Source organism: Paenibacillus sp. FSL P2-0121, assembly GCF_037975345.1.
GTDB lineage: Bacteria > Bacillota > Bacilli > Paenibacillales > Paenibacillaceae > Paenibacillus_AQ > Paenibacillus_AQ odorifer.
In genome coordinates, this window is sequence record NZ_CP150245.1 from 3,967,752 (window position 1) to 3,983,430 (window position 15,679).

The 15,679-nt window shown below is 46.9% G+C and carries 12 protein-coding genes; 1 reads left to right on the plus strand and 11 read right to left on the minus strand.

Going from position 1 to position 15,679, the window contains the following annotated elements:
• The 7 genes from MKY54_RS17610 to mutS all read right to left on the minus strand — a co-directional run bounded on the left by MKY54_RS17610 (window position 1) and on the right by mutS (window position 10,235).
• Entirely contained in the window at window positions 1–555 is a 555-nt protein-coding gene (locus MKY54_RS17610) for a DUF402 domain-containing protein (RefSeq protein WP_076190185.1), read from the minus strand.
• Between the two features lie 186 nt (window positions 556–741).
• Window positions 742–3,285 (minus strand): PBP1A family penicillin-binding protein, encoded by a 2,544-nt coding sequence (locus tag MKY54_RS17615; protein ID WP_339187318.1) that lies wholly within the window; start codon window positions 3,283–3,285, stop codon window positions 742–744.
• 139 nt (window positions 3,286–3,424) lie between these two features.
• Complete coding sequence (gene hfq / locus MKY54_RS17620; protein ID WP_036687741.1) at window positions 3,425–3,664, minus strand: RNA chaperone Hfq; 240 nt, start codon at window positions 3,662–3,664, stop codon at window positions 3,425–3,427.
• Between the two features lie 19 nt (window positions 3,665–3,683).
• Window positions 3,684–4,664, minus strand: coding sequence for a tRNA (adenosine(37)-N6)-dimethylallyltransferase MiaA (miaA, locus tag MKY54_RS17625; RefSeq protein ID WP_175619957.1), 981 nt, complete (start codon window positions 4,662–4,664; stop codon window positions 3,684–3,686).
• Entirely contained in the window at window positions 4,654–5,433 is a 780-nt protein-coding gene (locus MKY54_RS17630) for a class I SAM-dependent methyltransferase (RefSeq protein WP_248548858.1), read from the minus strand. Before MKY54_RS17630 ends, miaA begins: the two co-directional genes overlap by 11 nt.
• Window positions 5,434–5,477: 44 nt before the next feature.
• Complete coding sequence (gene mutL / locus MKY54_RS17635; RefSeq protein WP_339168177.1) at window positions 5,478–7,463, minus strand: DNA mismatch repair endonuclease MutL; 1,986 nt, start codon at window positions 7,461–7,463, stop codon at window positions 5,478–5,480.
• Between the two features lie 42 nt (window positions 7,464–7,505).
• Window positions 7,506–10,235, minus strand: a complete 2,730-nt coding sequence (gene mutS / locus MKY54_RS17640; RefSeq protein WP_076184448.1) for a DNA mismatch repair protein MutS — start codon at window positions 10,233–10,235, stop codon at window positions 7,506–7,508.
• A gap of 207 nt (window positions 10,236–10,442) precedes the next feature.
• On the opposite strand from mutS, the gene MKY54_RS17645 reads away from it, so the two are divergent.
• Entirely contained in the window at window positions 10,443–11,240 is a 798-nt protein-coding gene (locus MKY54_RS17645) for a GNAT family N-acetyltransferase (protein ID WP_076277322.1), read from the plus strand.
• A 14-nt stretch (window positions 11,241–11,254) separates the two neighbouring features.
• On the opposite strand, the gene MKY54_RS17650 is transcribed toward MKY54_RS17645, so the two are convergent.
• From MKY54_RS17650 to MKY54_RS17665, 4 genes are all read right to left on the minus strand, one after another.
• Window positions 11,255–12,565 (minus strand): hypothetical protein, encoded by a 1,311-nt coding sequence (locus tag MKY54_RS17650; protein WP_339168180.1) that lies wholly within the window; start codon window positions 12,563–12,565, stop codon window positions 11,255–11,257.
• Window positions 12,566–12,715: 150 nt separating this feature from the next.
• Window positions 12,716–13,273, minus strand: a complete 558-nt coding sequence (locus tag MKY54_RS17655; protein WP_036687755.1) for an outer spore coat protein CotE — start codon at window positions 13,271–13,273, stop codon at window positions 12,716–12,718.
• 226 nt (window positions 13,274–13,499) lie between these two features.
• Window positions 13,500–14,522 (minus strand): HD-GYP domain-containing protein, encoded by a 1,023-nt coding sequence (locus tag MKY54_RS17660; RefSeq protein WP_051491532.1) that lies wholly within the window; start codon window positions 14,520–14,522, stop codon window positions 13,500–13,502.
• Between the two features lie 164 nt (window positions 14,523–14,686).
• Window positions 14,687–15,673, minus strand: a complete 987-nt coding sequence (locus MKY54_RS17665) for an aromatic acid exporter family protein (protein WP_076128366.1) — start codon at window positions 15,671–15,673, stop codon at window positions 14,687–14,689.
• Window positions 15,674–15,679: the final 6 nt, after the last annotated feature.

The window sequence follows — 15,679 nt, forward strand, 5'->3', positions numbered from 1 at the left end:
TTATTTCCTCCTGAATTCTCCATGATGAAATAATTCGGCACGATGTTTCAAAGAGAGTGAGAAATAAGGGAAAGCATGAGCATCGATGCCACGTAAAATAGTATGGGCAGTCTCCCAGGCTAGCTTATAATCGTTTTCTGAGATGTCTTGCCTCTCCAGTGCTTCCTCCAGTTCATCCTCATCGAGCAAAAACACCTCGCCGTTCCAAAGTACTACCACGTCCAGATACAAATCGTCAAACCAAGGCACACCTTGGTCAGTAACGCCTTGCACTTTACAGGTGTCTATGTACCATTGAACAATATTTTGTTTTTCGTCGAACATAGCCGTCACAATATAGTGACTATCTTTCGGAAAATATTGCAGCCAGGAATAACCTTTATCTGCAATACGATATGTATGTCGTCCATAGCTCTTCCACAGTGGTTCTTTCAGCCCGTAGATGGTATAAAGCGTAATATATCCGCTGAATTCCCGGCTCTCCACATAGCGGCAGGCAAAATGGCGACGCGTAATCCGGCGCCAGTTGGCCCGGTCTCCGAATTTACGTTTCATAGAAATTACCCTCTCCAGTATGGTCTATTCAGCTTAACACATTTAGAGGATACACTCAAAATATCCCGCAAAATACAAGAAATTTTTCTTCTAAACCTAATAAAAACGGCAGTCCAGCTTCGCTCTATAAATAAAGCAAAGCTGGACTGCCATGGATAAAGCTATTGTTCGAAATTCAAATTCGTTTTATTGAGTGGAAGAATCCCCGTTCACAAAACCTGTCTCTGGATCAGGGTTTGTGGATACATTCCCACTCTCATCGCCGGAACCCTCTCCACCGATAGTGGGTTCTGGAGTTGGGGTCGGCATTGGTGTTGGCGGTGGCGGGGTGATTTCAGGGATTGTAGTACCGCCGTCATTTCCGCCTCCGTTATTGCCACCATTTCCATTCTCTCCGTTGTTGCCACCGTCCTCTGGGGTCGGGGTCGGAAGATTAGGATCTATGGTGGGTTCAGGGGTCGGCATTTCATCCTGCACGGATACACTAACCACATTGGAGGGTTCGCTCTCCACTTTTAGCGCAGGGTCAGAAGAAGTTACATAATACTCGTAAACCAAACCAGGCAGTGCACTAAAATCGCCTGCGCTGGTAGTCACTGTATTTAACAGTGAGCCAAATTCAGCTTCCGATGTCTCTCTACGATAAATACGATACTCAACGCCGGCAACAGGAACTGCCTCCCAATTGAGATTTACAGTCATCGTAGAAGGATCATATGCTGCTGATAGTCCAGTAACGGTCTGAGCTGTTTCTGGTGTTTCAGTAGGCTCAGGAGCAATCTCGTTATCGAGCTGCGGGAAGGATTTCTTAGGAACATCCTTCAGCGCTTCCTCCATGACCTTACCCCAGAAAGCAGCGGCAAGCGGACTGCTGTTCTTAAGCAGATGCTTTTTACTTGGCTTGTCGTAACCCATCCAGACTGCTGCAGTCCATTCTGGCGTATAGCCTACAAACCATACATCACGGTTCGAGCTGATTCCAGAATATCCACTTTGCGTCGTACCGGTCTTACCGGCAACAGGACGGTCAATCCTAGCTTTTCTACCCGTACCGCTCTCCACGACCTTCTGCATCATCTCAGTCATTTGATAAGCTGTTTCCTTACTCATCACTCGCTCAGGCGTTGTATTCGCTTTGTAGACCGTCTCACCACTGCTGTCAGAGATGGATTTAATGGAATAAGCCTCTCTTAATTCGCCGCCATTTGCAAAAGCGCTGTAGGCTTGCGCCATTTCCAGCGTATTGGTTCCTTTGCTCATGCCTCCAAGAGCCAGCGAGAGGTTCTTATCCTCATCTTCCAATCCAATGCCTAGTTTCTTGGCAAATTTAAATCCGGTATTCACACCAATTTCATTGAGCAGCCAAACAGCCGGAATATTCTCTGATTTCTGAATGGCATCACTCATGTTGATGCTCTTAGAATATCCGTGCAGGTTGGTTGGACAATAGTTCGCGAAACATTGCTTCTCGTTGCTTAGCGTTGAATTCATGGTGAATTTCCCAGTTTCCAGCGCTGGAGCATAAGAGACAATTGGTTTGAAAGCAGAACCTGGAGAACGACGGCTGCCAGTTACACGACTGTAGCCTTTTTTCTCATAATTCCGTCCGCCAAGGAGTGCGACAATGCTGCCATTCTCCTGATTCACAATCGTCATTGAGCCTTGTACCAGCTCTTCATCTACACTCTTTTCAAAATTATCACTATCTGCAAAAGCATCTTCAACCGTTTCTTGAGCATGCTTATCCATGGTAGTGTAAATTTTGTATCCGCCGATATTCAGATCATCTTCTGACAATCCAAATTTTTCTTCCGCCTCATCTACTGCAAAATCAATAAATGCTTGATAACGCTGTTTCTTTTCTGGCGGCTTATAGTTATAATCTACGGCTTTTGCTTCGTCTCTTTCCTGCTCCGTAATGTACCCTTGCTCATACATAAGCTGAAGCACTACTGCCCGGCGTTCCTTCGAAAGATCAGGGTTACGCAGCGGGTTGTAACGAGACGGGCCTTTTGGCATAGCCGCCAATGTCGCGATTTCCCAAACCTTAAGCTGACTCAAATCACTTTTACCAAAATATCTTACTGATGCTGCTTTAATTCCGTAAATTGTACCCCCGAAGTTAATCCGGTTCAGATACATGGTAATAATCTCTTCTTTAGATTTCTGATTCTCCAGGGCTACGGCAATCGACACCTCAGTTGCTTTACGGAAAAACGTCTTGTCCCGTGTCAGGAAGATGTTTTTGGCGAGCTGTTGAGTAATGGTACTACCGCCCTCTACCATACTTCGTGCGGCTATATCCTTTACTGCTGCCCGGCCAATCGACCATAAATCCACACCAGAATGTTCGAAGAAACGTTTGTCCTCTGTGGCTACAAAAGCGTTAACCAATAACGGTGGAATTTCTTCATACTCTACTGGATCACTTTTCTCCAGTGATAATTCGCCGATTAAATTAGCATTGCGGTCATATACCTTAGTCGTTTCATTCACTGTTAGCTTATCTTGGTTCTCAAGCAGAAGCTTTTGACCATTTAGCATAATGAACAGATATCCACCTAATGCACAGAAAATGGCCAATGCCGTAGCGAAGAACAAGCTCCACAGCACACGCTTCTTCGTCAAAAATTTCTTTTTCTTTTTTGGTTTTGATTTTGGTTTTGATTTGGAACTGGACGATCCTCTATCTCTATTGTGATTCGTCCTGGATGTATCGTCTCTAGACATAATGCCTCCTGACTCCCTTTCGGAAATAAACATAAATGGTCTGCCATGAATGAAAAGAACAACCTTCACAGGTTGCTCTCTCACACTCTATTCAAACGATTTATAAACAAGAAAGGTTTCAATTCATTTTTGATAAATGTTATTCTTCACTACTGCTGTCTTGCATCAGTGATACACTACGTTGTGGTGTGAACGTGGAAATTGCGTGTTTATACACCATTTGCTGGCGTCCATCACTGTCAATGACGATTGTAAAATTGTCGAATGCTTTAATTATTCCCCGGATTTGAAAACCGTTGGTCAGATATACCGTAGCAGGGATATTTTCTTTGCGTAGTTGGTTCAAGAATGTATCTTGGATGTTAATGGACTTGTTCATATGACGTACCCCCAATGGTTCAATTAGATTGTTCAGAAGTATATTCAAGACCTGAGAGAAACTTTCCTGCTATTATACCACGTATTTTTGAGAAATTCTCAGAAAAGTTTTGTTCACCTTCGACATCGATCCACTCGATTTCCTTCATGTGGCGAAACCATGACAACTGTCTTTTGGCGAATCGGCGAGTATCGCGTTTAAGCAGTATCACAGCTTCTTCCAGCGTCAGCTCTCCCGCCAGGTAAGCGGCAATTTCCTTGTAACCCAATCCCTGCATGGACACAAGGCTTCTGCTGTAACCGTTATCCAGCAGTCCCTTCACCTCAGCAACGAGACCATCCGCCAGCATGCTATCAATTCGGTCCTCAATACGTTTATATAGTATTTTCCGGTCCATTGTCAAACCTATGAGACATAAGTCATAGGGAGATTCCTTCTTTTGAGCAGCATGAGAAGCGGAAAGTGTAGTGTTTGTCTGGTGTTGAATTTCCAGTGCACGGATAATTCTGCGACGGTCGTTAGGATGAAGTTTGGCTGCGCTGACTGGATCAACCGCCTCGAGTCTGGCATGCAGTGCAAGCGCTCCATGTTCTTCCGCAAATTGATCCTGCTCTTTACGGAAAGCTTCATCAGCCACTGCTTCCGAGAACTGAAAGCCGTAACATAAAGACTCAATATACAGTCCAGTCCCCCCTACGATAAAGGGAAGCTTCCCTCTAGCGCTTATCTCCTCGATGAGTCTAGTGCCCTGCTCTTGAAATTCAGCGGCAGAATACGCATCCTGCGGATCATGAATATCGATCAGGTGATGGGGAATGCCGTTCATTTCGGCGGGTGTAATCTTAGCTGTACCAATATCCATACCACGATAAACCTGCATCGAATCGCCGGAAATAATCTCAGCGTTATAAGCCGCTGCCAGCTCCAGACTTAACCGGGTTTTGCCTACGGCAGTTGGTCCTAACAGCACTAGAACCTTATGCCTTTCTTTAGTTGTCAATGTGTATCACCCCGTACGATGTTTTGGAGTTGCTTCGGAGCAGCTCAGTAAACCCTAGGCGTTCAAATTCGCCACTCAAAGCCTTTTCTTTTAAAAGAACAGTCTTACGGGCGACCCTAACCGCTTCGGCTACACTCTCTGTCGATAAGGCTGCACGGTTAGCGAATTGCCGCAGCGGGGAAATCGAGGCAGAACCCGTCAGAGGCACGCGAAACATAGGATCAAAGTAAACAATATCCACACTTCGATCTGGTTGAGACCGTAAATAATCCAAATGTTCACTATGCACGACATTAACTCTGCGTAAAGCCTCATTGACCTTTACTTGCCCAGAGATGTAATGAGTCATCCCTTCACTGAGCAGTGCGTACAGCGGTAATGAGCTCTCCAAAGCGGTAACCTCTGAGGACTCACCACCATGTACAGCAAACAGTAAGGAGTCAGCTCCTAATCCAGCTGTACAATCCAATACGCTATCTCCGGGAAGCATTCGAGCGGCAACAAGCATCGGCTCGATCTCACCCTTTAGAATTCGTTTAGCGCGAACGAAGCCCATGCTCGGATGAAACTCCATAGGCTCCATTCCTAAGCGGTGTAGTCGAACAGCGTCCTGAGATAGAATCAGAATATCCTCATCTCCGTAATGTTCAACCATCCTTGTAATGGAGAGCTTCTCACGTGGAGCATAACTACAACCCGTTCTCTCCGCAAGGCTTTGCGCGCGTTCTACTATTTCCATTATCGGGCTATACCCCGTAGTTATAATCATGGTGCCTCCAGTCTTGCTCTTAACAAATTTCAAAAAATGTATAATTACATAACCCGCTTGAACAATTTCTCTAAATCATAGGATGAAAAAGAGATCACAATCGGCCGTCCATGTGGGCAAGTATACGGTTGTTTGCACTCTGCCAGTCGGGACAACAGAGCCTCCACTTCCTGTTCTGTTAGTTTATGGTTGGCCTTAATCGAGGCTTTACATGAACACAGAATCGATGACTTTTCTCGTAGCTTCGCAAGATCAATCATACGCTCGCTTAAGACCCACTCCGCCATTTCTTCAACGACCGCCTTCTCATCCCCTTCAGGAAACCAATAGGGCAAAGAACGAACAAGAAAGGTCTGTCCGCCAAAGTGCTCAAGGTATACCCCGGCCTGCTGAAACCAATGTAGACGTTCACTAAGCTGACGACTTTCAGAAGGCGTGAACTCCAGTGTAATCGGCAGTAGCAGCTCCTGTGAGGCATCCTCCGGCCGACCAAATTTCTCATAGAAGTATTCGTAATTAATACGTTCATGTGCCGCATGCTGATCGATTAAATAGAGTCCTCCATCATTCTGGGCAATAATATAGGTCCCATGATGCTGGCCTATATAATTAAGCTCAGGAAAGGCCGGAAGTCCAGGCTCTTCTTGTTGTGGTGGAGCCCATAGCTTCTCAACCGAAGGGAGCTGCTTCTGCGCCATTGACGTTTCTTGCGGGCGATAGCTATTGGAATAACTAGTATTCGCATTAGTTTGGCGCCCCTGCGAAGATGAAGACGGATAGCCTGATCCGTAAGCTGGAGCTACCTCGCGAGCTACCTGATGATCCGCCTGACCATCCTTGCTAAAATCACGGGAATTACGGTCAGGGTTCGATGACTGTAGTCCACTTAAGAAGCTGGCTGATCCCGTAGGGGCTGTATCCTTCTCATCACCATTCGAAGATGACGGCGGAACAGCTCCTTTGGAAAAAGCAAATTGCTCCTGGATAAAGGAGCTGCTGCCCTTGGGTCCGATTGTTTCCTTGCTTGGACGTGGAATCAGACTTTGCCCCAGCAGTATTTTGCGGATCTCCTGCTCAACAAAGGTGTAAAGCTCATTCTCCTTACTGAATCTAACCTCGAGTTTTGCTGGATGTACATTGACATCTACCAAAGAGGGGTGCATATCCAGTTCAAGAACTAATAACGGATAACGGTTAATCGGAAGCAAGGTGTGATAAGCACGCATGATTGCTGCGTTCAGTCCATTACTGCGAATATAACGTCCACCGACAATAGTAGTGATTGCATTTCGATTGGAACGTGTCCATTCTGGACGACTAATATATCCGGAAATCCGGTAATCCAAGTCTTCTGCCGTAATCGGCAGCATTACTTTGGCGGCATTGGTTCCGTAAACAGCTGCGATGACCTGCAGCAGATCACCATTTCCGAGCGTATGCAGCAGTTGATTGCCATTATGATGCAAGGTAAAAGAGATCCCCGGATGAGCCAGCGCCATGCGGTACATGGCATCTGAGATATGGCCCAGCTCCGTCTGAATACTCTTCATATATTTCAGCCTTGCCGGCGTATTAAAAAACAATTCACGAACGGCAAGATCACTTCCCCGGCCGGAAGGAGCGTCCTCATTTCGTATGAGATTGCCACCCTCAATGTCTACTAGGCGCCCTTTGCCGTCATCGGCAGTTGCAGTTAGAAGCGATACCTTGGAGACCGCGGCAATACTGGGAAGTGCCTCTCCGCGGAAGCCTAAGCTTGTGATTTGAAATAGATCGCGGCCATTCAGAATTTTACTTGTAGCATGCCGGTAAAAGGCGGTCTCGCAATCTTCAGGATCAATCCCGGAGCCATTATCTTTAACGCGGATGCTCTGCAAGCCCCCCTCTTCTACCGATACCTCAATTCTTGTACTGCCAGCGTCAATTGCATTCTCGACAAGCTCCTTTACAACAGAAGCTGGCCGCTCTACTACTTCACCCGCAGCTATCTGGTTGGCAATATGCTCGTCCAATATATGAATTTTGGCCATTTCATTCACCTCTTATTTAGGCAATCAATTATTATAAAATCTTTATTGCAGATCCTTAACCTTCATCTTCAGCTCGTTCAACAGACTCATCGCCTGCAGCGGCGTCATATTCATAAGATCAGCGTCACGCACAGAAGAAATGAACTCTTTTAGCGCAGGATTCTCTTGGATTTCAGTTACCGCAACTTGATGTGCACTACCTTTGCGATTCTTGCGTGGTTCTTCCTCACCAAAGATAGACAACTGAACAACCTCATTTTCTACAGGTGCCTCAGTGATGACACTTACGGCTTGCGCTATCGAGGATGCGCTAGCAACTTCTCTTACAGCCGCCTGTCTTTCGAGGCTTCCCCCGTAATGAAGTTCAGAACCACCAGGATGGGCTGCCTGCTCAATGCTCTGCAAGAGACCATAAGCTCGGTCAATAATCCCTTCAGGAAGACCTGCAAGACGTGCACAATAGATCCCATAGCTGCTGTCAGCCGCTCCAGGAACTAGCTTGCGCAGGAAGTTTACTTTATCACCGCTCTCCTGAACAGCCATAGAGTAATTCCGCAGTCCTTTAAGACTCCCTTCCAAATGAGCCAATTCATGAAAATGCGTCGAAACTAGAGCTTTGCAAGAAATAACATCATGTACATATTCAATAACCGCCTGAGCGATGGCCATACCTTCACTGGTCGAGGTACCTCTTCCCAGCTCATCAATAATAATCAAGCTACGAGCTGTTGCTTTCTCTGTCATAACCTGGATATCAGCCATTTCCACCATAAATGTACTTTGTCCACCGATCAAATCATCAGCTGCTCCAATACGAGTAAAGATCCGGTCTATAAGCGGAACTTCAGCACTGTTTGCTGGTACAAAACATCCAATCTGAGCCATGATGCAGATCAGCGCCACCTGACGCATGTAAGTACTTTTTCCCGCCATATTAGGACCTGTAATTAGAAGGATATTACCTTCTTCCTTACTCAGCGTGCTTCCATTTGCAATAAAAGCAGAATCTTTAAGCACCGCCTCCACAACGGGATGACGGCCCCCTTCAAGCCGAAGATCATAACCATCCGAAAGGACTGGCTTCACAAAACGATGTTCGGCACTAACTGCCGCCAAGCATTGATATACATCAATTTCGGCAACCTTTTCCGCAAGATTTTGCAGGCGGGGAATTTGCCCGCTGATGCGATCACGCAGCTCGGTAAACAGGCTGTATTCCAAATCCGTCATTTTATCCTGAGCTTCAAGGATGAGTGCTTCCTTCTCCTTAAGCTCAGGAGTGACAAAACGCTCTGCGTTGGCAAGCGTCTGCTTACGTTCATATCTTCCTTCCGGCAGTGCAGCCAGATTGGATTTGGTGATCTCTATGAAATACCCGAAGATTTTGTTATAGCCGATCTTCAGTGACTTAATGCCAGTGGCCTGTCTTTCCTTAGCTTCCAGTTCAGCGATCCAACGTTTACCGTTACTGCTAGCTTCCCTAAGCTCGTCCAAACGTTCATGATAACCGGAACGGATAATGCCACCGTCGCGCACAGACACCGGGGCATCCTCGACGATTGCGCGGTCAATATCCTCTCGCAGCTCAGCGCATTCATCCATACTTGCACCGATCTCTCGTAAAGTAGCTGAACCGGAGGTCATACATAAATCCTTCAATGCAGGAATTTGTGCCAGCGATAATTTCAGAGCATTCATATCACGGCCATTGGCGCTGCCAAAAGCAATACGACCCACCAAACGCTCCAAATCATAAATTTCTTTAAGCGCTAAACGCAGGTCCTCGCGAACGATAAACTGATTGTACAAATAATCGACAGCCTCTAGGCGCCGTTCGATCGGAGCTCGCTGCAATAGCGGCTTATCAATTCTGCGGCGCAACAGACGGGCGCCCATCGACGTTTCCGTTCGATCTAGCAGCCAGAGCAGGGATCCTTTTTTGGAGCGTTCGCGAACCGTCTCGGTTAGTTCAAGATTCCGGCGTGTAAATGGATCTAGAATCATATAATTGCCTGGTTCATAAGGAGAAATCTGACTAAGCTGCCCTAACGAACGCCGCTGGGTCTCATTCAGATAAGAGATCAGAAGCGCCAGACATTGTCCACGTTCCTTCTCTAGACGTACCCATGCCGCTTCACCGAACTGACGACGTGCCAGCTCCTCCTCGCGTTTCTCCCAAGGGGTGTAAACTACAGGTTTGGCTAACAGCGGCGTTTCGCTTCGCAGGATCTCCAAAAGTGCAGCGTCTCCGATGATCTCAGCCGGTTCATAAATGCCAATCTCATCACGCAGCCATTCGGCTCCAGATAATACCGAAGTAACATACAGCTCACCAGTTGTTAAATCGCAGGCAGCTAATGCCATCATTCCGTCACTTTCGGTGACGCAAACGAGGTAGTTATTGCTCTTGTCAGCAATGATTTTTCCATCCATCACGGTTCCTGGTGTCACGACGCGTACAATATCCCGCTTCACCATGCCTTTAGTGACTGAAGCATCCTCTAACTGCTCACAAATGGCGACTTTATATCCTTTTTCTATCAGGCGTTGAATATATCCCTCGGCGGCGTGGTAAGGCACTCCACACATAGGGATTTTCTCCTCGCCCCCGCCTTCGCGGCCTGTCAACGTAATCTCAAGCTCCTTGGAAGCCAAAATGGCATCTTCAAAGAACATTTCATAGAAATCGCCCAGTCTAAAAAATAGGAAGGCATCCTTAGCCCCTTCCTTTACCTTTAAATATTGCTCTATCATCGGCGTATATTGTGCCATGGTCAACCTCCATGCCTATTTAATGCTGTCCCCCATTATAACAGAAAATTGATGGACAAAGTTACCCTGAAACCTCACATTAGTACAACGAAAGACTAGAATACTTATCAGACAAACACTTACATGAGGTATATTCTTCTGCTTTTAAATATTGTAAAATCTTAACACAGAGCGTCAGCCCATATAAAAATCAAAGGAGAATACAATATGATACGAAAGCTAACGAAGGATGATCAAGAGCTACTGATGGCATTGCTGCGGAAAGAGCCGGCGCTTAATTTATTTATCATTGGCGATGTGGAGAATTTTGGGTTTGAGCAGGATTTCATGGATTTATGGGGAGAGATTGATCCAGCCGACGGGCGGATAAAAGCCGTTCTACTGCGCTTCTATAGAAGTTACCTTCCTTATGCAGATGGCCCTTTTGATGTCGAGGGGTTCGCTGAGATTATCCGAAAGGATAATGACATACATATGATCTCCGGAGCCTCAGAGGTGGTGAAGGCTTTTGACGGGGAAATTAATTTCAAACAAGTAAAACAGCTGTATTTTGCTGAATTAAAAGAAATGAACAATAAAATAAGTGAGTCCTTCTCTTCAGCTGAGCCTATTAAAAAAGCTACGGTTCAGGATGTAGAAGCGATTTGCGCACTCACGGATACCATTGAAGAATTTGAAAGCAGCCGGAATGGTTCAAGAACCAGCCTGCGTAAAACGCTGGAAAGCAACACCGGCCGCACCTATTATATAGAACGGGAAGATAAGGTCATTGTCACCGCTTCAACTTCAGCGGAAAATTCCATGTCAGCGATGATTGTAGGGGTTGCCACACATCAAGCATTCAGAGAGCAAGGCCTTGCTTCGCGCGTAATGGCACAGCTATGTGCAGACCTGCTCTATGAAGGAAAGTCATTGTGCCTCTTTTATGACAACCCACATGCCGGAGTTATTTATAAACGACTTGGTTTTCAAGATATCGGTTCATGGACCATTGTTAACATGTAGACCAAATAGTAAAATCACACTTTTACTTTGCTGCACCATAACTCACGTATATCCCGTGATTCATCCCACGTCCGTTCAGCGGCAATATAGTCGAATAAAGGCTCGATATAGGGGGCGGCAATCTCGTAGCCGCCTAGGGAACGCAGCTGCGCCAGCAATGGGGGGATTGCGGCGCGCAGCGGAGATTTATCGCCGCTGTAGTAGGCGATATGCAGGTCTTCCCGGTCGAGCGGGCGTTGCGTCAGGTCCTCATAATGGCTCACGATTAGGTGAGCCAGATAGACCGCGCCTTTAGCGATGACCGGGGATACCAGGAAGCTCGGTAAGGTCCGGTACTCGAAGCCGCCATGCGGCTGAGTCCGGAAATCGCCGAGCACACCGTATCGGGGACGACGCGCCCCTGCGCGGACGTCTTCGAGCAGAAGCATGGGCAGCGCGAGATAGTTATCGAGCGCGCGCAGCAGCGGCGCCGTCAGCGTCACGCCGCTGAAGTGCAGATGGCCGCCGAGGGCCCAGCCCGTCAGCGGCATGCCTCCCGCCCGCCAGCGCAGCGAGCGGTCGGCGATGAGCCGGTCCGCCAGCGCCGCGGCGGACATCAGCTGCGCCAGCAGTGCGCGCGGTTCCCCGCGCGGCTGAGGGCGCAGCTCGGCGACCGGGAACGCGCCGCGCGTTCCCGGAGGTCCGGCGTCGCAGCCAGCGACGCCGTCCGTGGGCAGGTACCGCGACGCAGGCACGACGCGGCCGGTGGATTCCCGGAGGATGATAAACTCCGGGTCCATGCCCATCAGCAGGCCGCTGCGGCCCGGCTGCTCCAGAGCCAGCTTTCGTTCCAGCGCTAGCGCTGCGGAACGATAAGGCTCGGGCAATCGTTGCCCGGAGGTCTTTACTAGTGGAGTGACTCCCTCCACCACATACCTCCGGTTCCCCATTGCCCTCAGCAGGACCTCACCGCTATCCAGCCCCAAGCTGTACAGCGTGCGGACAGCAATCCGCTGGAGCAATTTCATCACTCCGCGAAGCTCTCCCCGCACTCGGCCTCCCGTGGTATTGCTCTCGGCATTAGCAAAGCTCACTGCTTCGCTGTAATTATCGGTGGCCGCACGCATTCCAAGACCTGCTCCAAGCAAAGAGATGTGGAGGACAGTCAAATGATAAACCAATATCTTATAACACTGCCTGTGACCCTTCTCAGTAGCATCCGAAGCATATGTATCGACAAAATGTTTTCCAGATGGCGTCAGCGTTGCTTCAACCCCACTTCTAAGCAATCTGGACTCTCTCTCTGCCACAGACAATTCTGAATACACCTTAAGACCTTCATTCATACTCTTTAGCGCCTCCATCCGAGCGTGAACCTTTTTTCATCCTAAAAATAAATAAAAAAAAGGAGGGCATTCGCCCTCTACGCCGCCGCACTCCCTACATATAATGGACCATAACCCATTGATACTCAGTTAACGGCGGCGTATCCTTCCTTACAGCTCATCATCCAGATTGTCAGGGTCCAGATCATCGTAATCGAAGCTATCACCTTCAAAATCATAATCCTTGTCTTCTGGATCATCACTTTGCTCAGTGACATACACACGGACTTTGGTCTCAGCCACCAACTCCACTTCGAATTCGCGCTCTACGCGAAGTGTCACACTGCCTCCGCCTGGCGATACGCCCGCCTCTACACAGTTGGGTTCCTGCGTTGCCTCCGCAGAGACCTCAACTGTTGAAGTGCGGTGTCTCGTGTCCAGGTAGGAAAGCGGAATGAGCTCCACATAAGAGACTGTTTCCTTTGCTACCTCGGTCTGCTTGTTCTTGTCGTACGAGTACCAGATGTTTACATCATAAGTACCAATTACTTCGATTCCGTTCCCGGCGGCAACCGCTTCGTATTGGTGGTTGATAATCCAAGCCCCCAAAATACTAGTCGGATGATGTGGCGGAGTCACGGTATGGGTTGCTGTAGAGAACTTACGACCTTTGCCGCAAATTGCCTTCGTAATGATCTCCCTTGTTTGACGTTTATGGCTTAATGACATCTTTGAACCTCCTCCATACAATCATTCACTATCAAGTGTATGCAGGTTCTAGGCATTTGTTGATTGTTAGACTATAAATAAATTTGAGTAAGCCCTCAAGAAGGCTTTTTCAGGAGACTCATAGTTCATTTTATTTCAAAATTTGTACATATATGAGTAGATTCCAAAAATGGTCCAACCTGTTCCAGAGCCATTCCTACCCCCTCAAAAAACCTTAAAACACCAGCTATTGCGGGATTACCCGCACAATTCCAAGCGATCTATGTTTGCTTAAGTCAATAAAATCCTCATCAATATTCACCAGTGGCCGCAAAGGGTCTGTAGCAAGAATCATAACAATTTTTCCTTTTCGCCCATCTGTCAATTCCACTTCGTTCCCTAGCATTGACTGCATTAACTTATTAATAAACACTCTGCAAATATAAGGGTCGAGCTTACCGAACACACTCTCCTCCATTTGCAGTAATACTTCGTATAAAGGAGCCGCTTTGCGATAAAAACGGTCGGAGGTCATCGCGTGAAACACATCAGCCACAGCAACGATTTTACTGAAATCAGTAATCCGGTTTCCAAGCACACCAAATGGATAACCACTGCCGTCCATTCTTTCATGATGCTGTAAGGCTACTAGCGCTTGGGTATGGTTTGTGCCTACCGTATCCCTGATCATCTCATACCCAAAGGTCGTATGCTTTTTCATCAGCTGAAACTCTTCGTCGGATAATGGACCGGGCTTGGTTAATATGTCATCCGGGATTCTCATTTTGCCGATATCGTGAAGAGTCGCTGCAATGGTCAACATGCTCAAATCCTCAGACTTTAGCTTCAGCCATTTGCCTAGCAAGGTAGATATTATGCCCACAGCTACATTATGTCTGTATGTATAATCATCTTTGGTCTGCAAAGCAGCCAATACTCCGTAGAAGTCATTCTTTTCGCTTACCTGCTGGATAAACGGAATCACTTCATTTCTAACTTCCAGCATAGGAATTCTTTTATTTTTGTTATGACGAATCTGTTCAAAAATATTCTCAATCGCAGCTGTACAATCATCAATTGCAAGCTGGAAAAATTCCGCGCTATCCAGCTGGACGACGTCATGAGATTCCAGAGTGATCTTATGTTGACGAATTAATCTAATATGTTCAGCACTCAATAAAGTCAATGCGGGTAAAACAAATACTCCTTTGTCATTAAAGAGGTTAGCTACAAGTTGTTTTCCGATAAATGATTCCATATCTTTGTCCATACGCCTCACCTGCCAATGCGGAAAATTCGTATATGAATTCCCTGCTTGAATTTGAACTCACCCTATAATTGTTAATCCCTTTCGAAGATCAACTTTTAGTTCATACATATTTTATCGTGATTTCAGGGGCGAATGTTAATACTTCACTTTATTAAAGCCTAATTTTAAGCTTTTTTCCGGGTGAGCAAACGTTTCTCAGGCTTATAGCTGACCGGTATTTTATGGCGTTTCGCAATTTTTAAATAAAGTGCCAATTCTCTGCAAAGCTGCAGAATCGCTGATCGCACTTCAAATTCCTCACGTGTCTCTGGCAAATCCATGCTTTCAAACTCATGTTCAAGCTCTTCCAGCAAATGTTCCGTGCGGCCTGTATATTCTTCAGCCAAAACATCTCCGCTAAGCTGGTCGAACAATTCAGCTACCATCTCTCCATGCGGTAAATGGCGATATACTTGAGAAATCAGCTGCATCATGCTTTGTATCGATTCCAGCTGCTCCTTACGCATATAGAAATAGACATTCCAAGCTTCATCAGGATGAATTACATGATTCTCCATCTCGCGAGTAGCTGCTGTCAGTCCCCGCTGCACTGCATTATCCGCATCAATTAATTCTTTGCCATCCCACATATACGCAGGCTCACGCAAAGTACGGGCCATTTGAGTAAAAATAACTGAAAAGTATCGATCCACTTCCTTGCGGATTCCATAAATAACTCCCCCAGTCTGTGGCATGTAAATTAAGTTGACCACCCCCGCTGAACCGAGACCTATGGCCAGTAGCTCTACTTGCTGCAACAACACATGTAGCGATAACTCAGCTTGTCCAAACACACGAAACACAATAACAGAGCTAGTGACAATCCCTTCCTTGTAGCCAGACTTCACAATCATCGGAAAGCCAACAAGAACGTACAGTCCAAGTACCCAGTAATGAAACCCTAATATCCAAAATAAAATACACCCAAAAAAGAGTCCCACGAGCGAGGCCAAAAAACGCGCCGTTATCGTCCGGAAACTCCTTTTCAAGGTAACCTCCACACCCAGAATGGCTAAAAGCCCTGCACTTTGTGCATTGGGTATGCCTACTGCAGACGCGAGAAGAACGGACATTAACGTCGCAGCAGCTGTTTTAATCACACGAAATCCCATAACCCT